Genomic DNA, 18,872 nt, shown 5'->3' on the forward strand with positions numbered 1-18,872 from the left:
TGAAAACCACAAAATCTGGTTTACGATTTCAAGGGTTTCAGCGGTATCTTGCCGGTACATCAGCATCTTGCGGTTACCAGTTCTCTTTAAACCATTTTACCGCGCGGCGCAGCGATCGCGCGGGGTAGCGTTCGGCCGAAATATCGAAATCCCACCACTCGTCCTGCGGGTGCGCGGCAAAAAGGCACAACCCGACCGCGCCTGAAAAGGCCGGACCAGTGGCCGATTGCGGCAGCCCCTGCACCCTGAGCGGGCGGCCCAACCGCACCTGCTGGCCCAGGATGCGGCTGGCCAGCGAATCAAGCCCCGGAATCTGGCTGCCGCCGCCGGTCAGCACGATCTGCTGGCTGGGCAAATGCTCGAATCCGGCCGCATCCAGCCGCGCGCGCACGTCCTCGAGGATCTCCTCCACCCGCGGCCGCATGATGCCGATCACCTCGGCGCGGCTGACGGTGCGCCGGTCATGCTCGTAATCGCCGGTCTCGCCGCCGATCTCGATCATCTCGCGGTCGTCCATGCCGGTGGCCACGAGCCCGCCGTTGAAGGTCTTGATCCGCTCGGCGGTGGCCATCGGGATCTGCAGGCACTTCGAGATGTCCGAGGTGACGTGATCGCCGCCCAGCCGCACGTTGTCGGCGTAGATCATGTGCTTCTTGATAAAGATCGAAAGGCCGGTCGCGCCGCCGCCCATGTCGATGCAGGCCGAGCCCAGCTCCTGCTCGTCTTCCACCAGGCTGGAGATGCCGGCGACATAGGCCGAGCTTGCCACGCCGGCGAGTTCCAGATCGCAGCGCTTGATGCAATAGATCAGGTTCTGGATCGCCCGGTTCTCGACGGTCAGCAGGTGCATGTCGACCGACAGGCGGTTGCCGATCTGGCCCCGCGGGTCGATCAGCCCCGAACGATGGTCGAGCGCGAAATTGACCGGCTGGGCATGCAGCACTTCGCGCCCCTCGCCGAAATCGGGCAGGTCGCAGGCGGCGAGCGCGCGCGCCACGTCGCCCTCCGTCACCGTGCTGTCGACGAGGTCCACCGCGCCGTCCAGCCCGTAAGAGCGCGGCCCGGCCCCCGCGAAACAGGCGATGACGTGGTCGACCCGGACCTTGGCCATCTTCTGCGCCGCCTGCACGGCGGTGCGGATTGCGCGCTCGGTCTCCTGCATCGCGTCGATCTCGCCGAAGCGCACGCCGCGCGAACGCGTGGTCGCCGCGCCGATCACGCGAAAGCTGGACTGGCCCGCCAGCGCCCCGATGCCCTCGGTTTCGCGCAGCCGGTCCGGCCCGTCGAAGCGCAGCACGAGACAGGCGATCTTTGCGCTGCCCACGTCGAGAATTGCCACCACCCCGCGGTCCATCGCCTGCTTTCGCATACGCCGCATGGCCCGTTGCAACTGGTAAAGATCGGTCATCCGTCCCCCGCTTCTGCCTCTGCCGTCGTGATCCGCCGGAATTCCTCGATCGCACCGGGCGCCAGCCGCAAGGTCGGCCGGCCCGCCTGGCGCATGTCCACCGTCACCAGATCGCGCGCCAGCATCTCCTCGGCCTGGTTCAGCGCGATCACCCGCTCCAGCGCCGCCGGCGCGCCGGTTTCGGGCAACAGGATGCGCTGCCCGCGGTCGAGCACCACGTCCCAGCGCCGTTCGCCCACCCGCACGAGCCCGCGAAACCGGTCGGCGATGGGCGCGGCCAGGTCGATCAGGTGCAGCGCCTCGGGCATCGCGCCGTCGGCCCCGGTGCCGGCGACCAGCGGCAAATCGGGGCGCGCGCCGCGCGCGGCCAGCGGCGCCACCCGGTGGCCCTGCGCGTCGAGCAGCTCCAACCCGTTGTCGCTGCGCCAGACCACCGCCGGCACCCGCTCCTGCACGCTGACCTGAAGGATTCCGCCGGGCCGGATGCGCAGTTCGGCCCGCGCCACGGCGTCGAGCCCGGCAACGGTCTGGCGCATCGCCTCAAGATCGAGATCGAACGACGAGACCGGGAAATCGATCGGCAAGATCTCGCGGATATCCTCGTCGACCTCGCGCGAGGCGCCGTCGATGGCCATCAGCCCGACCATGAATTCCGGCCGCTCGGTGAAGGACTGGCGCAGGTCGTGGCCCAGCGCCGCCAGCGCCTCGCGCCGCCCGGCATCGGCAAAGAACGCGGCAACGGCCGCGGCAACCAGAACCACGGGCAGGCCGATCCGCAGGAAGCGGCGGAAAAGCGGTGTCAGCCACAGCCGCTCGGCCCGGTAGGCCAGCCGCGAAGGCGCGGGGTCGCGGAGCGGCGGCGGCTCGACCCGGCTGCGGCGGCGTATCAGCGGTCGCATGAGGCATCCTCCACGATCCAGCGGCAGAGCGCGCCAAAGGACATGCCGCACTGGGCCGCCTGTTCGGGGCTGAGCGAGGTTGGGGTCATGCCGGGCTGGGTGTTGGTCTCCAAAAGCACCAGCCCGTCGAGGCCGCGCGCCTCGTCCCAGCGGAAATCGGTGCGGCTGAGGCCCCGGCAGCCGAGCGCGACATGCGCGCGCAGCGCGTATTCCATGCAGGCATCGAACAGCGCGGCCGGCACCTCGGCGGGCACCACGTGGCGCGACCCGCCGGGCAGGTACTTGGCGTCGTAGTCGTACCAGCCCTCGGTCAGGATGTCGGTAACGGTCAGCGCCCGCGTGCCCATCACAGTTACGGTCAGCTCGCGGCCGGGGGCGAAGGCCTCGACCATCACGGTCTCGGGCATGTCGGGGTCCAGCCGCGGCGGGCTGTTGGCGGCCTCGTGCACGATGTGGATGCCGACCGAAGAGCCTTCGTTGTTGGGCTTGACCACGTAGGGCGGCGCGATCACGTGGCGCGCCTGCACCTCGTCCCTGCAGGCCAGCCGGCTTTCCACCACGGGCAGGCCGGCGGCACGGTAAGCCTCTTTGCTGCGGGTCTTGTCCATCGCCAGCGCCGAGGCCAGCACGCCCGAATGGGTGTAGGGCAGACGCAGCCATTCCAGCAGGCCCTGGACGCAGCCATCCTCGCCCCAGCGGCCATGAAGTGCATTGAACACGACGTCGGGGGCGTGGCGGGCCAGGTGCTCGGGCAGGTCCTGCCCGGCGTCCAGCTCTACCACGTCAAATCCTTCGCCCCGCAGCGCGGCGGCGCATTCACGCCCCGAAACGAGCGACACCTCGCGCTCGACCGAGGGTCCGCCCATCAATACCGCTACCTTGGGGGATGCCCTGCTCGACATGCCCGCCAAATCCGCCTCGAAATTCGGGCCTTATTGCCGGCCCTTTGTCTTTTGATTATCCGGGGCCGGTTTGCCGACCCGCATGATTTCCCACTCTAGCTGGATTCCGCTGTCTTGGAAAACCCTTTTTCGGACCTCCTCGCCCAGCTCTTCGAGGTCGGCGGCGCTGGCGCCGCCGGCGTTGATGAGGAAGTTGGAATGCTTTTCCGACATCTGCGCGCCGCCCCGCCGGGCGCCGCGCATCCCCGCGTCGTCGATCAGTTTCCAGGCTTTCAGCTCGTGGCTGTCGTCGTCCCGGCCGGTCGAGCTGAACCCGGCAGGGTTGCGGAAGGTCGAGCCGGCGCTGCGCTCTTTCGTGGGCTGGGTCGCGTCGCGGCGGGCAAGCTGGCCGTCCATGCGCGCCGCCAGCGCGGCGGGGTCGCCTTGTGGGCCCCGCAGCGTGGCCGCGGTGACGACCCATCCCTGCGGCAGGTCGGTCTGGCGGTATCGGAACCGCAGGTCGTCGGCGCCCAGCCGCACCACCTCGCCCGTCCGCGTCACCGCCTCGGCCGAGACGAAGACATCGGCAAGGTAGCGCCCGTAACAGCCCGCGTTCATCCGCACGGCCCCGCCGATCGCGCCGGGTATCGTGCGCAGAAAGGTCAGATCGATGCCCGCCGCCGCCGCCTTGACCGCCACATGGGCATCCAGCGCCGCGGCGCCGGCGCGCAGGTTGGCGCCGTCGATCTCGATCCGGTTGAACCCGCGCCCGAGGCGGATCACCACGCCCGGCATCCCCCCGTCGCGCACGATCAGGTTAGAGCCCACGCCCATCGGAAAGACCGGCACCTCCGGGTCGAGCGCGGCGAGAAAGGCGGCAAGGTCCGCGGTATCGGCGGGCTGGAACAGCCAGTCCGCCGGTCCCCCAACCCGCAGCCAGGTCAGATCGGACAGCGCCTTGCCAGGGGTCAGCCGGCCGCGCACCTCGGGCATATCGCTCATTCGCCGCCCCCGATCCGGGCGCCGAGGGCGTAAAGCAGCCCCGACAGCACCGCCGCGCCGATGAACGGCACCAGCACCGCAAGCGGGCGCACCGTGGCGTGGCCCTGTCCCGCGACCTCTGCCCGCAGCGCGGCATAGCTCAGCAGCACCGCCGTGCCGTAGGCGCCGAAAAGCGCGAGAAACCCGCGCAGCCCCCGGCGCAACCCATGCGACAGCGCCGCGTAGGCCACGACCGGGGCCAGCGCCCAGCCCGCGTAGACAAGAACGATCGTCAATCCACTCATCGCCGCCCACGTCTAGCGTGCCACAGCCGCGAGAGCCAGCGACCGAAATAAAGCGCGGGCCAGCGCAGCACCGACACCCCCGCGGCCAGCGCGACGATCCCCCAAACCGGCCCGTTCTCCCACGTCACATAGCCCAGCAGCGGGATGCCGACCGCGATCAGCCCGTAGGCCGCCGGCCAGTGGATGCGGCCCGGCAGCATCCCGATGGCGCTGGCGGTCACGGCCCACAGACAGGCAAGCGTGAGGGACAGGGTCATGGCGCGTCCTTGCGGCCGGAGAGGCGCGCCAACCCACGGCGCGCGAGATAGGCAAGCGGCTTGCGAAACAGCGACAGAACGGCGGCCAGGATCAGCCCGGCCACGACCGCCCCATGCTGGTGCCCGACAAATCCGACCAGCGCCGGGGCGCAGAGCAACAGCGCCAGCCCCGGCACGATCTGCCAGCGATAGGGCAAAAAGGCCACCGCCGTGGCGGCCAGCGCCCAGAGACAGGCCAGTGTCAGCGAGAGGGTCATGCCGCCCCCGCCAGCGACAGGCCCAGCGCCCCCAGTGCCGCGGCAAGCCCCGCGTAGGGCACCGCCCGCGGCACCCGGAAGGGCGCCGCCGGGGCGCGGCGCTTGAGCCGGATCAGCGACAGGTTGACCAGCGCGAACACCCCCAGCAACAGCACCGATGTGGCCCCCGCAAGCGTGGCCAGGGGCAGCGCCAGTGCCGCGCCGATCACCGCCGCGCCCACCAGGAAAGTGGCCCGCACGGGTGTGCCGAGGCGCGGATTGGCCCGATAGAACCAGCCGAGCCGCGCCTCGCGCCGGCCCAGCCCGAACAGAACCCGCGACGCCATCACGATCTGCGCCAGCACCCCGTTCAGCGCCGCGGCCACCGCGATCAGCGACAGATACCGCGGGTCCCAGCCGCTCCCCCGTTCCCAGACGAGCGCGAGCGGCCGGTCGGTCGCGGCCAGTTCGGCAACCGGCACCGCACGCACGGCCGCGATGCTGACGCCCGCGTAAGCCAGCGTGGTGATCACCAGCGCCGACAGGATCGCGATCGGCAGCGTGCGCGCGGGGCGCACGACCTCTTCGGCCATGTTCACCATGTCCTCGAAGCCGATGAAGGCGAAAAATGCCAAAAGCGTCGCCACGCCGAGCCCGGCCAGCGGCACCGGCCCCGGCGCCGCCCACCCGGCCACCGGATCGGCCTGCGCGCCCGCCCAGATCACCAGCACCAGCCCCACCACCTCGACCAGGGTAAAGACCGCCGCCACGGCCAGGCTTTCCAGAACGCCCAGCGCCGCGATAAGCGTCAGCACCGCGCCAAGGCCCAGCACCGCGGCTGCGAAGGGCAGATCGACGAGCGCCAAAAGGTACCCCGTGCCGCCCCTCAGCACCGCCGCCGCCGACACGGTGCCGGCCAGCGCCAGGCCCAGGCCGACCGCCACCGCCAGCCAGTGCAGCCCCAGCCCCTGCTCGACGAATGCCGCCTCGCCGGCGGCCTCTGGAATGCGGGTCGACAGCTCGGCATATGAGAGCGCCGAGGGCGCCGCGATCAGCCCCGCGCAAAGAAAGGCGAGCGGCGCCCAGCCCCCCGCCGCGCCGGCCACCGCGCCCACCATCACGTAGATACCGGCGCCGACCATGACGCCCACGCCATAGGCGGTCAGAAGCCCCGGGCCGATCCGCCGTTTCAGCGCCTCGGCCATTTCCCGTTACCCCTCCAACCGTTTAGGCAGCCCGTTCGCCCAGGCGCTGATCGTCCCGGCGCCGAGGCAGACCACCATGTCGCCCGGCCCCGCCTGTTCGCGCACCATCCGTTCGAGGTCGTCCTCGTTCAGCAGCGCGCGGGCGTGGCGGTGGCCGTGGCGGATGAGGCCCGCCACCAGGTCGTCGCGGCTGGCGCCCTCGATCGGGTCTTCGCCGGCGGCGAAGACCTCGGCGATGCCAACGACGTCGGCGTCGTTGAAGCAGGCGCAGAAATCGTCGAAGAGCGAATGCAGCCGCGTGTAGCGGTGCGGCTGGTGCACGGCGATCACGCGGCCCTCGGTCGCCTGCCGGGCGGCGCGCAGCACGGCTGCGATTTCCACCGGGTGGTGGCCGTAATCGTCGATGATGGTCACGCCGCCGACCTCGCCGACCTTGGTAAAGCGGCGGTTGACCCCGCCAAAGCCCGCCAGCGCGGCCCGGATCTCGTCGCGCTTCATGCCCAGGTGGCGCGCCGCGGCGACGGCGCCCAGCGCGTTCGACACGTTATGGTCGCCCGGCATCGGCAGGGTGCAATCCTCGATCAGCTTGCCCTCGGCCTGCAGGGCCACGTCGAACCGGGCAGTGCCGTTTTCGTACCGCAGGTTGACCGCGCGCACGTCGGCCTGGGCGTTGAACCCGAAGGTGACCACGCGCCGGTCGGTGATGCGCCCCACCAGCGCCTGCACCTCGGAATGGTCGGTGCAGCAGACGGCCAGCCCGTAAAACGGGATGTTCGACACGAAATCGTCGAAACCCTGGCGCAGCGCGTCGAAGCTGCCCCAATGCTCCATATGCTCGGGGTCGATATTGGTGACGATGGCCACGGTCGCGGGGAGGCGGTTGAAGGTGCCGTCGCTTTCGTCGGCCTCGACCACCATCCATTCGCCCGCCCCCATCCGCGCGTTCGAGCCGTAGGCGTGGATGATGCCGCCGTTGATGACGGTCGCATCGAACCCGCCGGCGTCCAGCAGCGTGGCCACCATCGTTGTGGTCGTGGTCTTGCCGTGGGTGCCGGCCACCGCGATGTTCGATTTCAGGCGCATCAGCTCTGCCAGCATCTCGGCACGGCGGACCACGGGCAAACCCTGCGCCCGCGCCGCGTCCAGCTCTGCGTTTCCGGGCTTGATCGCCGAGGAGATCACGACGACCTCGGCCTCCTCCAGGTTCTCGGCGCGCTGGCCCTCGAAGATCGTGGCGCCGAGGGTCTTCAGCCGCTCGGTGATCTTGCTGGCCTTCAGGTCGGACCCCTGCACCGTGTAGCCGAGGTTCAACAGCACCTCGGCGATGCCCGACATGCCGATACCGCCGATGCCAACGAAATGGATCGGGCCCACATCGGTGGGAAGTTTCGTCGCCGCGTTCATGCCTGCCCCTTGTCTGCCAGCGCCTCCACGATCTCGGCCAGCCGCTCGGCCGCGTCGGGGCGGCTGAAGGCGAGCGCGGCATTGGCCATGCGCATCGCCGCGTCGGGCTGGGAGAGAACCGCGCCTATCTGCTCTGCCAGCGCGGCGGGATCAAGCATGGATTCGGGGATGACGATGGCCCCGCCCGCCTCGTAAAGGCCCCGCGCATTCGCGCTTTGGTGATCGCCCGCGGCGGCGGCGAAGGGGATCAGGATCGCCGGCCGCCCGACCGTCGATATATCGGCCACCGACGACGCCCCGGCGCGGCTGATCACGAGTTGCGCCTCGGCCAGACGGGCCGGCACGTCATCGAAAAACGGCTGTACGTCGGCCTCGATGTCCGCCGCGGCGTATTCGGCGGTGACGCGGTCCACGTCTTCGGGCCGGGCCTGATGGGCGACGCGCAGATGCGCCCGCATCGGCGCGGGCAGCGCGGCCAGCGCCGAGGGCGCGGTGTCGGACAGCACCCGCGCGCCCTGGCTGCCGCCGATCACTAGGATGCCCATCGGGTAGTCGCCGGGCGGGATGTAGGGCGCGCCCTGGCGTTCCAGCACGGCAGAGCGCACCGGGTTACCGGTATAGCTGCCCTCGACCCCTTTGGGCAGGTCTGTGGGCCATGACCCGCAGGCCACCGCGTCGACCCGCGGCGCGAACAGGCGGTTGACCTGGCCCAACACGCCGTTTTGCTCGTGGATCATCCTCGGCACCTTGAGCAACACCGCCGCGGCCAGCGCGGGAACGGATGGGTAGCCGCCAAAGCCGGCGACCACGCTGGGCGGGTCGCGGCGAAAGCGGGCGACCGCCGACATCACGCCGCCGGCCAGCCGAAACGGAACGCCGGCCTTTGCCAGCGCACCGCCGCGGGCGAAGGTGGCCGCTGCGATTTCTTCGATGCGCACCGCGTGGGGGAAGCCGCCGGCGTAGCGCGCGCCGCGCGCATCGGTCGACAATGTCACCCGCCAGCCGCGCGACAGCATCGCCTCGGCCAGCGCCTGGGCGGGAAACATATGCCCGCCCGTACCGCCGGCCGCGATCACCAGAAGCGGTGCGGAATGGCTCATCCCCGCCCCCTGCGTCTGAGGATATCGCCGATCTCGCCCTGCGGCCGGGTGCGGGTGAAGGCCAGAAGCATCCCCACCGCGATGCCGCCGGCGATCAGCGACGAGCCGCCGTAGCTGACGAATGGCAGCGTCATGCCCTTGGCCGGCAACAGCCGAACCGCCACGCCAATGTTGATCAACGCCTGCACCCCGAAGATGCAGGCCAGCCCGGTCCCCGCCAGCCGGATGAACGGGTCGCGCTCGCGCATCAGCCGAAACAGCGAACGAACCACCACGGCGCAGTAAAGCGCGATGATCACGCCCACCAGCACCAGCCCGTATTCCTCGGCCGCAACCGCGATGATGAAATCGGTATGCGCGTCGGGCAGCGACCACTTTACCTGCCCCTCGCCCACGCCGACGCCGAAAAAGCCCCCCTCGCGGATCGCGTTGGCGGCATAGCCGAGCTGGGTGCGCGGGTCCACGTCGGGGCTGAGAAAGCCGTCGATGCGGCGCGCGAAATGTTCCGAGTTTTCATAGGCCACGGTGCCGCCGAAGACCGCGAGCGCAGCCATCCCGATCAGCAGAAGGAACGGCGCCCCGGCCACGAAATACATCACGCCCCAGGCGAAAAGGATCAGCGCGGCCTGCCCGAAATCGGGCTGCATCGCCAGAAACCCGACGATGGTCAGCGCCACGGCAAAGGACAGCACCCGCCCCGGCGGGCCGTTCACCTCTTGCGCGGCGGCCATGAACCAGGCGGCAAGCACCACGAAGGCGGGCTTGAGGAACTCCGAGGGTTGCAGGCTGGCAAAGCCCAGCGAATACCAGCGCACCGCGCCCTTGCCGAAATCGGTGCCGAAGACGGGCAGGAACATCAGCGCCACGAAGGCCGCGGCGAAGCCCAGCACGCCCAGCCGCCGCACCAGGTCCGGCGACATCATCGAGGTGACGAACATGGCGATCAGCGCGAGACCGCCGAACACCGCCTGCCGTTCGACATAGTAAAACGGTGCAAAGCCGTTCTTGGCGGCGAGCGGCGGCGAGGCGGCGAGGCCCAGCAGGATGCCGATGCCGAACAGCAGAAGTATGCAGGAGATTGTCCACTTGTCGACCGTGCGCCACCACCGGGGGAGCACGGGTTCGCCCGCCCGCATGGGCGCAGCGCCATAGACCATTTCCGTCATGGGGTACCGCCTTGCACTGCCTCGTTCCGCCCGTTTGCCGGGTCTGGCCGGCATTCTAGCGCGGATCGGAGCCCGAAACCAGAGCGGAGAGCGGCGTTCGGCCCGTTCGGCGGAAGACCGAGACCTGAAACGCCTGCACCTGCCCCGCCGGCGTTTCGTGGAGCAGCGCGCAGGCCTCGACCAGCGCCAGTTGTCCGGGCAACAGCCGGTCAAGCTCCGCCGACAAGGCCTCGGGCGTATAGCGGCAGACCGGCAGCCCCGAGCATGTCTCGGGCCCCTCGGGGGCGAATGTGGCGATGACCGCCACGCCCCCCATGGCAAGCGCGGCGTCGAGCGCGGCGGTATAGCCGGCCCGCCGCGCCGGTTCGGTCAGGAAATGAAACACCGCCCGGTCGTGCCAGACCGCCCAGCGCCGCGGCGGCTGCCAGCGGGTGACATCGGCGGTGATGAACGTGGCGTTCCCGGCCAGCGCACCCAGCCGCGCCCGCGTCGCGGCGAGCGCCACGGCCGAGAGGTCCAATAGCGCGACCGTCCGGCCACGGGCCAGCAGCGCATCGGCCAGCCGCGCCGCCCCTGCCCCGACGTCCAGCACGTCGCCCGCGGGCGCGTGGCGTTCGATCAGCGAAAGCGAGGGTTCGGGCCTATCCTGGAACCAGCTCAGCGCGCGCTCTTCGCGCGCGCCGTACACCCGATCCCAGTGGGCTGGGTCGTTCTGCGGCATCGGCGTCTCCCGTGCCGCGAGTCTAGGACGGGCCTCAGATCACCACAACATCCAGCGGCGGGAAGCCGTTGAAGCCCACCGAGGCGTAGCTCGACGTGTAGGCGCCGCAGTTGCGGATCAGGATCCGGTCGCCCGCGATCAGGCCCAGAGGCAACTGCACCGGCCGCTTTTCGTAAAGCACGTCGGCGCTGTCGCAGGTGGGGCCGGCCAGGATGCAGGGGCCCGTCGGCTCGTGATCGCGCCCGGTGACGAACTGGTAGCGGATCGCCTCGTCCATGGTCTCGGCCAGCCCCGAGAACTTGCCGATGTCGAGATAGACCCAGCGGTGCGTGTCCATGTCCGATTTCTGCGACACCAGCATCACCTCGGCGGCGATCATGCCCGCTTCGGCCACCAGGCCCCGACCCGGCTCGGCCATCACGCGGGGCACGTCGCCGAAGCGCGCGCGCACCTCGTGCATCACCTGCACGGCGTAATCGGTCGGGTGCTCGACCTCTTCGCCGTAAAACGCCGGGAAGCCGCCGCCGATGTTGAGCAGGTCGAGCTCGAAGCCCGCCGCGCGGGCGGCGTGCCAGACCTCGGCGATCTGGTCGAGCGTGGCGCGCCACATGGAGGCGCGGCGGGTCTGGCTGCCGACGTGGAACGACAGGCCCACGGGGGCGAGGCCCAGCGCGCCGGCGCGGGCCATCAGCGGCTGCACCTTCTCGGGCGCGCAGCCGAACTTGCGGCTGAGCGGCCAGTCGGCCTCGGACGCGGTGACGATCACGCGGATATAGACCTCTGCCCCAGGGGCGTGTTCGGCGATCTTGTCGAGCTCTTCCTCGGCGTCGGCCGCAAAGAGCGTGAGACCCGCGTGATGGGCGAACGCGATGTCGGAGGCCCGCTTGACGGTATTGCCGAAGGAAATCGTGTGCGGCGCGGCGCCGAGGCCCAGGCAAAGCTCGATCTCGGGGCGCGAGGCGGCGTCGAAATGGCTGCCGAGCGCGATCAGCCGCTCGATGATTGCCCGCTCGGGGTTGGCCTTGACCGCGTAATGGATCGCCGCCCGGCCCAGCCCGGCGCGCAGCGCATGGAACCGGTCGGCCACGGCCTCGGGGTCGATGACCAGCGTGGGACGGTCGAACGCGGTTTCCGCGATGAAGGCCTCGATGCGCGAGGCGGGAGCGACAGAAGGTCGTCCGACGAAGCCGGTGAGCGTAGCGTTCATGGTCATCTCCAATAGACCCGGCCATATATGACCGCTCAGTTCCAAGGGAGACGTTACCGTCGCTACGTAAACCGGGGGCAACCCGGCCAGAGGCGCGTGCGTTGGCGTCTTGGCGCGGCAGATAGGGCCGGACCCGAGTCGGTGCAAGGGATGATTCCGGGCATCGGCGGGATTTTTCGCCCGCTGCCGAAACCGTGACCGGCGCGCCACTGGCAGCGGCAGGATCTGGGTATTTTTGCCAAGAAGAAACAGCGGGGGCGGCGCAAGGCGCGGGCGCGGCGGCGCAACCGTGCTAGCGTCCGTCGAACCCAACGACGGAGGCGGGCATGAAAGTTGGAATCGTCGGCGCGGGCATGGTGGGCAGCGCGGCGGGCTATGCGCTGGCGCTGACCGGCACCGCGGCCCGGGTGGTGCTGGTGGACCGCAACGAAAAGCTGGCGCTTGCCCAGGCGCAGGACATCGCCCACGCGGTGCCCTTTGCCTCGTCAAGCGTGGTCGAGGCGGGGGGGTACGACGCGCTGGCGGGCGCAGGCGTGGTGATCCTGGCGGCCGGGGTGGGGCAAAAGCCCGGCGAAAGCCGGCTGGACCTGCTTGCCCGCAACGCCGCGGTCTTTGCCGACGTGGTGGCGCAGGTCCGGGCGGCGGCACCAGAGGCAATCTTGCTGGTGGCGTCGAACCCGGTAGACATCATGACCGACATCACCACGCGGCTGTCGGGGCTGCCGCCCGCGCGGGTGATCGGCTCGGGCACGATCCTCGACACGGCGCGGTTTCGCAGCCTGCTGGGCGCCCATCTGGGGATCTCGCCGCAATCGGTCCATGCCTACGTGCTGGGCGAACATGGCGACAGCGAGGTCCTGGCCTGGTCGAACGCGCGGGTGGGATCGGAGCCGCTGGCCTCGGTCGCGGCGCAGCTGGGCGCGCCGATCACTGCGGATGTGCGCGCACGGGTGGATGCCGGCGTGCGGCGGGCGGCCTACACGATCATCGAGGGCAAGGGCGCGACCTGGTACGGCATCGGCGCGGGTCTGGCGCGCCTCGTGCAGGCCATCGCGCAGGACGAGCAGACGGTGTTGTCGGTCTCGATCCGGACGGCCCATGTGGCCGGGCGGCGCGACGTGGCGCTGTCGCTGCCCCGCGTGTTGGGCGCGGCCGGCGTCACGGCGAGCCTGCACCCGGCGCTCGATCCGGCCGAGACAGAGGCGCTGGCGGCAAGCGCCGCCGTGCTGAAGGAGACGACCGAGGCGCTCGACCTGTAACGGCGGGGGGGATGGCCGGGACCACCGGTCCGCTTCCACGTTGGTTCACGTCGCGCGATTGGTGGCGTCGAGCGCCCGCGCGACCTCGGCGATGAAATCCTCGCCGCGGCGTTCGAAATTGTCGTACTGGTCGAAGCTCGCCGCCGCGGGGGCCAGAAGCACGGTATCGCCAGGCTGGGCCTCGGCCGCGGCGCGGGCGACGGCCGTCGCCATTGCGGTGCAGACCTCGTGCGGCGTGTCGCCCAGATGCAGGGCGAAGCCTGCGGCCTCGCGCCCGATCACATAGGCCTTGGCGACGTTGCCCAGATGCGGCGCCAGCGCGCCCAGCCCGCCCTCTTTCTCCAGCCCGCCACAGATCCAGCGGATGCGGGAAAAGGCGGCGAGCGCCCGGGCGGCGCTGTCGGCATTGGTGGCCTTGCTGTCGTTGACGAAGCGCACGCCGCCCGCTTCGGCCACCAGTTGGCTGCGATGCGGCAGACCCTGGAAGCTGGTGAGCCCTTTCTCGATCACCTTGGGAGCAAGCCCGAGGCAGCGCGCGGCGGCATAGGCGGCGCAGGCGTTCTGGTGGTTATGCGCGCCGGGCAGGCCGGGCATGGCGCGCAAATCGAGGCTGGCGACCTGGCGGCCCTTGCGCCATTCCGCGAGAAACCCCTTCCTTGCGAAGACCGACCAGCCGGGCCCCGAGAGCTTTCCGGCCGCCGAGATGCGGATCAGGCGGTCGTCTGCGGGCGCCTCGGCCATCTGGTTGGCGAGGTACCGCCCCTCGTCCTCGTCGACGCCGATGATCGCGCGATCCGGCCCGCCCTCGACGAAGAGCCGGCGCTTGGCTGCGAAATAGCCCCCCAGCCCGCCATGCCGGTCGAGATGGTCGGGCGAGAGGTTGGTGAAGACGGCGATGTCGGGGGTCAGCGCACGGGCGAGGTCGGTCTGGTAGCTCGACAGCTCCAGCACCACCACGCCGCCCTCTCCCGGCGGGTCGATATCCAGCACGCCGCGGCCGATATTGCCGGCCAGTTGGCTGGCGCGCCCGGCCTCGGTCAGCAGGTGGTGGATCAGCGCGGCGGTGGTCGACTTGCCGTTCGAGCCGGTGACCGCGATGACCTTGGGCGGGGTGTCGTAGATGTCCCAGTCGCCGGTGGCGAGCGAGCGGAAGAAGAGGCCGATATCGTTGTCGACGGGCACGCCGGCGGCCCAGGCGGCGGCGACCACGCGGTTGGGCGCGGGGTAAAGGTGCGGGATGCCGGGGCTGAGGATGAGCGCGGCGCAGCCCTGCAGCGCGCCCTGGCGGGTCAGGTCGACGGGCGCGAAGCCCTCGGCCGCGGCCTTGTCGCGCGCGGCCTCTCCGTCATCCCAGGGCAGCACCTCGGCCCCGCCCGCGCGCAACGCCCGCGCGGCCGACATCCCCGACCGGCCCAGCCCCAGAACGGCGACCCTTTCGCCCTCGTATCCCCGAACGGCGATCAAACGAGGGTATGCCAGCCCACCATCAGCGGCGGCAGCAGGATCACCGCCAGCGCGAAGAGGAAGCCGACGGTGCGATTGCCGCCCAGCCACATCACCGCGCCGCGCAGCACGGGTGCGGCGATCACAGCGGCCACCGCGATGGGGAAGATCGTGGTGAAGATCGGCTCGCACTGGCCGGGCTGGGCGAAGGTGCGTTCGCAATAGGGCACCACCTGGTCTGCGAACAGGACGAACACCATCAGCAGGTAGGCAAAGAACGCCACCAACGAATAGGGGATCATCCCGTCGAAGACACGCCGGTTTTCCGTGATCAGGTCTTGCATGTGTCTCTCTCCTTCCGAGCCACCGTCCGCCGGTTCAGCGGACTTTCAGGGTGGCCAGACCGATAAGCGCCAGCACAAGGCTGATGATCCAGAAGCGGATCACGATCTGCGGCTCGGCCCAGCCCTTCTTCTCGAAATGATGGTGTATCGGAGCCATCAGGAACACGCGCCTTTTTGTCATCTTAAAATAGGCGACCTGGATGATGACCGAAAGCGCCTCGACCACGAAGAGACCGCCGACGATGGCCAGCACGATTTCGTGCTTGGTGACAACCGCGATCGCGCCCAGCGCGCCGCCCAGCGCCAGCGACCCCGTGTCGCCCATGAAGACGGCCGCGGGCGGTGCATTGTACCACAGAAAGCCCAGGCCACCGCCGATCAGCCCTGCCGAAAAGATCAGCAACTCGCCCGTGCCCGGCACGTGATGCACGTCGAGATACTCGGTAAAGTCGGTGCGCCCCACCACATAGGCGATTACCCCCAGCGTGCCGGCCGCGATCATCACCGGCATGATCGCCAGCCCGTCCAGCCCGTCGGTCAGGTTGACCGCGTTGGCCGCGCCCACGATCACCAGCATGGCGAAGGGCACGAAGATGAACCCCAGATGGACCAGCGTGTCCTTGAACACCGGCAGCGCCAGCTGAAAACTGAGCGCCTCGGGATGGACCAGCGCGGCGGCAAGCCCCGCGACGGCCGATATCGCAAGGCCCAGCCCCATGCGCACCTTGCCCGGCACGCCCTTGACGTTGTTCTTCGATACCTTGGCGTAGTCGTCGGCAAAGCCGATGGCGCCGAAGGCGACCGTCACGAAAAGCACGATCCAGATATAGGGGTTGTCGAGCCGGGCGCAGAGCAGCGTGGAAAAGATCAGCGCCGAGAGGATCAGCAAACCGCCCATGGTGGGCGTACCGGCCTTGGCGAAATGGCCCTGCGGGCCGTCATCGCGGATCGGCTGGCCCTTTTTCTGACGCTTGCGCAACAGGTTGATCAGCGGCCGCCCGAAGAGAAAACCGAAGACCAGCGCGGCGAAGAACGCCGTGCCGGCCCGGAAGGTGATGTAGCGGAACAGGTTGAACACGCCGCCACCCTCGGAAAAAACCTCGTAGAGCCAGTAAAGCATGCACTCAAACCTCAGGAGTCGACCGGCACGACTTGTGCCAATTTGCGGATCGCGTCAACCGCCACAGAGACGCGGCTGCCCTTGGACCCCTTGACGAGCACCACGTCGCCGGCATCGACCAGCGCATGCACCCGCGCGGCCAGCGCGTCGGCCTCGGGCACCCAGATGCCGCGCTGGCGCAGCGGCAGCGCCTCGTAAAGGCCGCGCATCAGCGGACCCACGCAATGGACGGTGTCGACCTTGGCCATCGTCGGCAGTTCGGACAGGGCGCGGTGCATCGCCGCCTCATCCTCGCCCAGCTCCAGCATGTCGCCCAGGATCGCGATGCGCCGGCCGTGGGCGACGCGGCCGATATCGTGCCGGGGCTCGGCCGCGGCGAGCACCTCCAGCGCGGCGGCCATCGAGGCGGGGTTGGCGTTGAACGCGTCGTCGATGAGATCGACCGCCAGCCCGTCCTCGACGATGTCGAGCTGGATACGCTCGCGTGCGCCGCGGCCAACGGGCGGCGACCATTGGGCAAGGTCGCAGGCGGCCACCGCGCCGTCGATGCCCAGCGCGTCGGCCACCGCCAGAACGCCCAGCGCATTGGCCGCGAAATGGCGCCCCGGCGCGCGGATCTTGAACAGGATCGGCGCGCCGCGCGCCTGCGCCTGCACCACCGTCGCGGAGTCGCCGAGCCGCACGTCCACGAGGCGGAAATCGCTGTCTTCGCGCGCCCCGAAGCAGATGCAGCGCGCGCCGGCACTGCGCGCCGCAGTGGCCAGGATCGGCGTTACGTCGAGATCGTTGTCGTAGACGGCCACGCCATGCTCGACCAGCCCGCCGAAGATCGCTGCCTTTTCGCGGGCGATGTCAGCGATGCTGTCGAAGGCGGCCAGATGCGCCGCCGTGACCGTGGTGACCAGCGCCACATGGGGGCGGGCCAGCGCGGTCAGCGGCGCGATCTCGCCCGGCGCGTTCATGCCGATCTCGACCACGGCGAAGGCCGCGTCGCGCGGCAGCCGCGCCAGCGTCAGCGGGACGCCCCAATGGTTGTTGAAGCTCGCCTCGGCGGCATGGGTCGGCCCCTGCCCCGACAGCACCGCGCGCAGCATCTCCTTGGTCGAGGTCTTGCCGACCGATCCGGTCACGGCCACCACCCGCGCGGCGCTGCGCGCCCGCCCGGCCCGGCCGAGCGCGGCCAGCCCCTTCAGCACGTCGGGCACCATCAAGAGCGGCGCACGGGACCCGACCCCGGTCGGCACGCGCGAGACCATTGCCGCCGCGGCGCCCTTGTCCAGGGCGTCGGCCACGAAATCGTGCCCGTCGCGGCGGTCGGTCAGTGCAACGAACAAGTCGCCGGGTTGCAGGCTGCGCGTGTCGATCGACACGCCGGTGGCCTGAAAGCGCCGGGTCGCGCGGCCGCCGGTCGCGCGCGCCGCCTCGGCCCCGGTCCAAAGCGCGCTCATGTCATGTGCCCGTCGAGGGCGGCCACCGCCACGCTCGCCTGTTCGACATCGTCGAAGGGGAACACCGTCTCGCCCACCACCTGCCCGGTCTCGTGCCCCTTGCCGGCGATCAGCAGCGCATCGCCCTGATCCAGCGCATCGACGCCTCTCAGGATCGCCTCGGCCCGGTCGCCGACCTCGTGCGCCCCGGCGCAGCCTTGCAGTATTTCTGCACGGATCGCCGCGGGATCCTCGGATCTCGGGTTATCGTCTGTCACATATGCAACATCGGCGTGTTCGGCCGCCGCTTGCCCCATCAGCGGCCGCTTGGTTCGGTCGCGGTCGCCGCCGGCGCCGAAGACGACGACCAGCCGGCCCATCACATGCGGCCTCAGCGCCTTCAGCGCGGTGGCCAGCGCATCGGGCGTGTGGGCGTAATCGACGAAGACCGCCGCGCCGCTATCGCGCCGCGCGGCCAGTTGCATCCGCCCCGGCACCGTTTCCAGCCCGCCGAGCGTGTCAAAGACCTGCGCGGGCTCGTCGCCGCAGGCGATGGCCAGCCCCGCCGCCACAAGCACGTTCTCGGCCTGAAAGCCCCCGATGAGATCGAGCCGCGCCTGCCGCGGCCGGCCCTGCCAGGAAAAGCGCAACTCTTGCCCGGTGGCGTCGAACCGCTGATCCAGCAGGCGCAACTCGGCCTCCTCGCAGCGCCCGACGCCCAGCACGTCCAGCCCCCGCGCCTCGGCGCGCTCTTTCAGCGCCACGCCCCTCGGGTCGTCAATGTTCAGAACGGCGGTGCCGTCGTCCGACAGCACCCGCTCGAAGAGCCCTGCCTTGGCGGCGAAGTAGGCCTCGAAATCGGCGTGGTAATCCAGGTGGTCCTGGGTGAAATTGGTGAACCCCGCCGCGGCCAGGTGCACCCCGTCGAGGCGCCGCTGGGCCAGGCCGTGGCTGGAGGCCTCCATCGCTGCATGGCTGATGCCCGCCTCGGCCATCTCGGCCAGCAGGCGGTGCAGGGTGACGGGCTCGGGCGTGGTATGCGAGAGCGGCGCGGTAAAGGCCCCGTGCACCCCAGTGGTCCCCAGATTGGCCGCCTCGTGGCCAAGCGCGGCCCAGATTTGTCGCGTAAAACTGGCCACCGATGTCTTGCCGTTCGTGCCGGTGACGGCGACCATCGTCGCTGGCTGCGCCCCGAACCAGAGCGCGGCGGCAAAGGCCAGCGCCTGGCGCGGGTCCTCGGCGATGACCAGCGCGGCGCCGCTGGCGGCGATCTCGGCCCGGGCGATGCGCGCGCCCTCGGCATCGGTCAGCACGGCGCGCGCGCCCATCCTGAGCGCGTATTGGATGAATTCGCCCCCATGCACCCGCGTGCCCGGCAACGCGGCGAAAAGATGCCCCGGCCTGACCTCGCGGCTGTCGACCGACAGCCCGGTGATGCGCGCCTCGCGCCCGCCCTGGGCGTGCAGGCCGAGCGCCGAAAGTGTGGTCTCCGTCCGCTCTGCCATGGCC

Annotated in this window: 19 protein-coding genes; 1 reads left to right on the forward strand and 18 read right to left on the reverse strand. The window is 70.0% G+C overall.

Features of this window, described 5'->3' with window-relative positions; genetic code table 11:
* Positions 1 to 73: 73 nt before the first annotated feature.
* The 13 genes from ftsA to Ga0609869_RS02010 form a co-directional block, all read right to left on the reverse strand.
* The gene (ftsA, locus tag Ga0609869_RS01950) at positions 74 to 1,408 is read right to left on the reverse strand and encodes a cell division protein FtsA (RefSeq protein ID WP_125403531.1); all 1,335 of its coding nucleotides are present in this window, start codon (positions 1,406 to 1,408) and stop codon (positions 74 to 76) included.
* A complete protein-coding gene (locus tag Ga0609869_RS01955) occupies positions 1,405 to 2,307 on the reverse strand; it encodes a cell division protein FtsQ/DivIB (RefSeq protein WP_125403532.1) in 903 nt (300 codons plus the stop codon). The genes ftsA and Ga0609869_RS01955 overlap by 4 nt, the downstream gene beginning before the upstream one ends.
* Positions 2,295 to 3,173 carry a D-alanine--D-alanine ligase gene (locus Ga0609869_RS01960; RefSeq protein ID WP_245972116.1) on the reverse strand — a complete coding sequence of 293 codons (879 nt, stop codon included), beginning with the start codon at positions 3,171 to 3,173 and terminating at the stop codon, positions 2,295 to 2,297. Before Ga0609869_RS01960 ends, Ga0609869_RS01955 begins: the two co-directional genes overlap by 13 nt.
* A 66-nt stretch (positions 3,174 to 3,239) precedes the next feature.
* Positions 3,240 to 4,190, reverse strand: a complete 951-nt coding sequence (murB, locus tag Ga0609869_RS01965; RefSeq protein WP_125403534.1) for a UDP-N-acetylmuramate dehydrogenase — start codon at positions 4,188 to 4,190, stop codon at positions 3,240 to 3,242.
* On the reverse strand, positions 4,187 to 4,474 hold the full coding sequence (locus Ga0609869_RS01970; protein WP_125403535.1) for a hypothetical protein: 288 nt from the start codon (positions 4,472 to 4,474) through the stop codon (positions 4,187 to 4,189). Before Ga0609869_RS01970 ends, murB begins: the two co-directional genes overlap by 4 nt.
* Positions 4,471 to 4,731, reverse strand: coding sequence for a DUF2484 family protein (locus Ga0609869_RS01975; RefSeq protein WP_125403536.1), 261 nt, complete (start codon positions 4,729 to 4,731; stop codon positions 4,471 to 4,473). Before Ga0609869_RS01975 ends, Ga0609869_RS01970 begins: the two co-directional genes overlap by 4 nt.
* Entirely contained in the window at positions 4,728 to 4,988 is a 261-nt protein-coding gene (locus Ga0609869_RS01980; protein WP_125403537.1) for a DUF2484 family protein, read from the reverse strand. Before Ga0609869_RS01980 ends, Ga0609869_RS01975 begins: the two co-directional genes overlap by 4 nt.
* A complete protein-coding gene (locus Ga0609869_RS01985; RefSeq protein WP_125403538.1) occupies positions 4,985 to 6,172 on the reverse strand; it encodes an APC family permease in 1,188 nt (395 codons plus the stop codon). Before Ga0609869_RS01985 ends, Ga0609869_RS01980 begins: the two co-directional genes overlap by 4 nt.
* A gap of 6 nt (positions 6,173 to 6,178) precedes the next feature.
* Entirely contained in the window at positions 6,179 to 7,576 is a 1,398-nt protein-coding gene (gene murC / locus Ga0609869_RS01990; RefSeq protein WP_125403539.1) for a UDP-N-acetylmuramate--L-alanine ligase, read from the reverse strand.
* Positions 7,573 to 8,676, reverse strand: a complete 1,104-nt coding sequence (locus tag Ga0609869_RS01995; RefSeq protein WP_125403540.1) for a UDP-N-acetylglucosamine--N-acetylmuramyl-(pentapeptide) pyrophosphoryl-undecaprenol N-acetylglucosamine transferase — start codon at positions 8,674 to 8,676, stop codon at positions 7,573 to 7,575. The genes murC and Ga0609869_RS01995 overlap by 4 nt, the downstream gene beginning before the upstream one ends.
* Positions 8,673 to 9,842, reverse strand: a complete 1,170-nt coding sequence (gene ftsW / locus Ga0609869_RS02000; RefSeq protein WP_125403541.1) for a putative lipid II flippase FtsW — start codon at positions 9,840 to 9,842, stop codon at positions 8,673 to 8,675. The genes Ga0609869_RS01995 and ftsW overlap by 4 nt, the downstream gene beginning before the upstream one ends.
* Before the next feature lie 55 nt (positions 9,843 to 9,897).
* The gene (locus Ga0609869_RS02005; RefSeq protein ID WP_125403542.1) at positions 9,898 to 10,563 is read right to left on the reverse strand and encodes a class I SAM-dependent methyltransferase; all 666 of its coding nucleotides are present in this window, start codon (positions 10,561 to 10,563) and stop codon (positions 9,898 to 9,900) included.
* A 34-nt stretch (positions 10,564 to 10,597) separates the two neighbouring features.
* The gene (locus tag Ga0609869_RS02010) at positions 10,598 to 11,770 is read right to left on the reverse strand and encodes a type III PLP-dependent enzyme (RefSeq protein ID WP_211336778.1); all 1,173 of its coding nucleotides are present in this window, start codon (positions 11,768 to 11,770) and stop codon (positions 10,598 to 10,600) included.
* Positions 11,771 to 12,096: 326 nt separating this feature from the next.
* Between Ga0609869_RS02010 and Ga0609869_RS02015 the strand changes: the two genes are divergently transcribed.
* Positions 12,097 to 13,029 carry an L-lactate dehydrogenase gene (locus tag Ga0609869_RS02015; protein WP_125403544.1) on the forward strand — a complete coding sequence of 311 codons (933 nt, stop codon included), beginning with the start codon at positions 12,097 to 12,099 and terminating at the stop codon, positions 13,027 to 13,029.
* A 45-nt stretch (positions 13,030 to 13,074) separates the two neighbouring features.
* Here the strand turns inward: Ga0609869_RS02015 and murD are convergent, their stop codons facing one another.
* The 5 genes from murD to Ga0609869_RS02040 are packed head-to-tail and all read right to left on the reverse strand — an operon-like array spanning position 13,075 to position 18,868.
* Entirely contained in the window at positions 13,075 to 14,493 is a 1,419-nt protein-coding gene (gene murD, locus Ga0609869_RS02020) for a UDP-N-acetylmuramoyl-L-alanine--D-glutamate ligase (protein ID WP_125403545.1), read from the reverse strand.
* Entirely contained in the window at positions 14,490 to 14,816 is a 327-nt protein-coding gene (locus Ga0609869_RS02025; protein WP_125403546.1) for a hypothetical protein, read from the reverse strand. Before Ga0609869_RS02025 ends, murD begins: the two co-directional genes overlap by 4 nt.
* A gap of 34 nt (positions 14,817 to 14,850) precedes the next feature.
* Positions 14,851 to 15,936, reverse strand: a complete 1,086-nt coding sequence (gene mraY / locus Ga0609869_RS02030; RefSeq protein WP_125403547.1) for a phospho-N-acetylmuramoyl-pentapeptide-transferase — start codon at positions 15,934 to 15,936, stop codon at positions 14,851 to 14,853.
* Positions 15,937 to 15,947: 11 nt separating this feature from the next.
* The gene (locus Ga0609869_RS02035; protein ID WP_125403548.1) at positions 15,948 to 17,384 is read right to left on the reverse strand and encodes a UDP-N-acetylmuramoyl-tripeptide--D-alanyl-D-alanine ligase; all 1,437 of its coding nucleotides are present in this window, start codon (positions 17,382 to 17,384) and stop codon (positions 15,948 to 15,950) included.
* A complete protein-coding gene (locus Ga0609869_RS02040) occupies positions 17,381 to 18,868 on the reverse strand; it encodes a UDP-N-acetylmuramoyl-L-alanyl-D-glutamate--2,6-diaminopimelate ligase (protein ID WP_125403549.1) in 1,488 nt (495 codons plus the stop codon). Before Ga0609869_RS02040 ends, Ga0609869_RS02035 begins: the two co-directional genes overlap by 4 nt.
* Positions 18,869 to 18,872: the final 4 nt, after the last annotated feature.

This window comes from Rhodovulum iodosum, assembly GCF_041020385.1.
GTDB lineage: Bacteria > Pseudomonadota > Alphaproteobacteria > Rhodobacterales > Rhodobacteraceae > Rhodovulum > Rhodovulum iodosum.

What these genes read in the sequence shown, in the direction of transcription:
- ftsA (WP_125403531.1), bottom strand. Translation starts at nt 1,408, where the DNA reads ATGACCGATCTTTACCAGTTGCAACGGGCCATGCGGCGTATGCGAAAG.
- Ga0609869_RS01955 (WP_125403532.1), bottom strand. Translation starts at nt 2,307, where the DNA reads ATGCGACCGCTGATACGCCGCCGCAGCCGGGTCGAGCCGCCGCCGCTC.
- Ga0609869_RS01960 (WP_245972116.1), bottom strand. Translation starts at nt 3,173, where the DNA reads ATGGGCGGACCCTCGGTCGAGCGCGAGGTGTCGCTCGTTTCGGGGCGT.
- murB (WP_125403534.1), bottom strand. Translation starts at nt 4,190, where the DNA reads ATGAGCGATATGCCCGAGGTGCGCGGCCGGCTGACCCCTGGCAAGGCG.
- Ga0609869_RS01970 (WP_125403535.1), bottom strand. Translation starts at nt 4,474, where the DNA reads ATGAGTGGATTGACGATCGTTCTTGTCTACGCGGGCTGGGCGCTGGCC.
- Ga0609869_RS01975 (WP_125403536.1), bottom strand. Translation starts at nt 4,731, where the DNA reads ATGACCCTGTCCCTCACGCTTGCCTGTCTGTGGGCCGTGACCGCCAGC.
- Ga0609869_RS01980 (WP_125403537.1), bottom strand. Translation starts at nt 4,988, where the DNA reads ATGACCCTCTCGCTGACACTGGCCTGTCTCTGGGCGCTGGCCGCCACG.
- Ga0609869_RS01985 (WP_125403538.1), bottom strand. Translation starts at nt 6,172, where the DNA reads ATGGCCGAGGCGCTGAAACGGCGGATCGGCCCGGGGCTTCTGACCGCC.
- murC (WP_125403539.1), bottom strand. Translation starts at nt 7,576, where the DNA reads ATGAACGCGGCGACGAAACTTCCCACCGATGTGGGCCCGATCCATTTC.
- Ga0609869_RS01995 (WP_125403540.1), bottom strand. Translation starts at nt 8,676, where the DNA reads ATGAGCCATTCCGCACCGCTTCTGGTGATCGCGGCCGGCGGTACGGGC.
- ftsW (WP_125403541.1), bottom strand. Translation starts at nt 9,842, where the DNA reads ATGACGGAAATGGTCTATGGCGCTGCGCCCATGCGGGCGGGCGAACCC.
- Ga0609869_RS02005 (WP_125403542.1), bottom strand. Translation starts at nt 10,563, where the DNA reads ATGCCGCAGAACGACCCAGCCCACTGGGATCGGGTGTACGGCGCGCGC.
- Ga0609869_RS02010 (WP_211336778.1), bottom strand. Translation starts at nt 11,770, where the DNA reads ATGAACGCTACGCTCACCGGCTTCGTCGGACGACCTTCTGTCGCTCCC.
- Ga0609869_RS02015 (WP_125403544.1), top strand. Translation starts at nt 12,097, where the DNA reads ATGAAAGTTGGAATCGTCGGCGCGGGCATGGTGGGCAGCGCGGCGGGC.
- Ga0609869_RS02025 (WP_125403546.1), bottom strand. Translation starts at nt 14,816, where the DNA reads ATGCAAGACCTGATCACGGAAAACCGGCGTGTCTTCGACGGGATGATC.
- mraY (WP_125403547.1), bottom strand. Translation starts at nt 15,936, where the DNA reads ATGCTTTACTGGCTCTACGAGGTTTTTTCCGAGGGTGGCGGCGTGTTC.
- Ga0609869_RS02035 (WP_125403548.1), bottom strand. Translation starts at nt 17,384, where the DNA reads ATGAGCGCGCTTTGGACCGGGGCCGAGGCGGCGCGCGCGACCGGCGGC.
- Ga0609869_RS02040 (WP_125403549.1), bottom strand. Translation starts at nt 18,868, where the DNA reads ATGGCAGAGCGGACGGAGACCACACTTTCGGCGCTCGGCCTGCACGCC.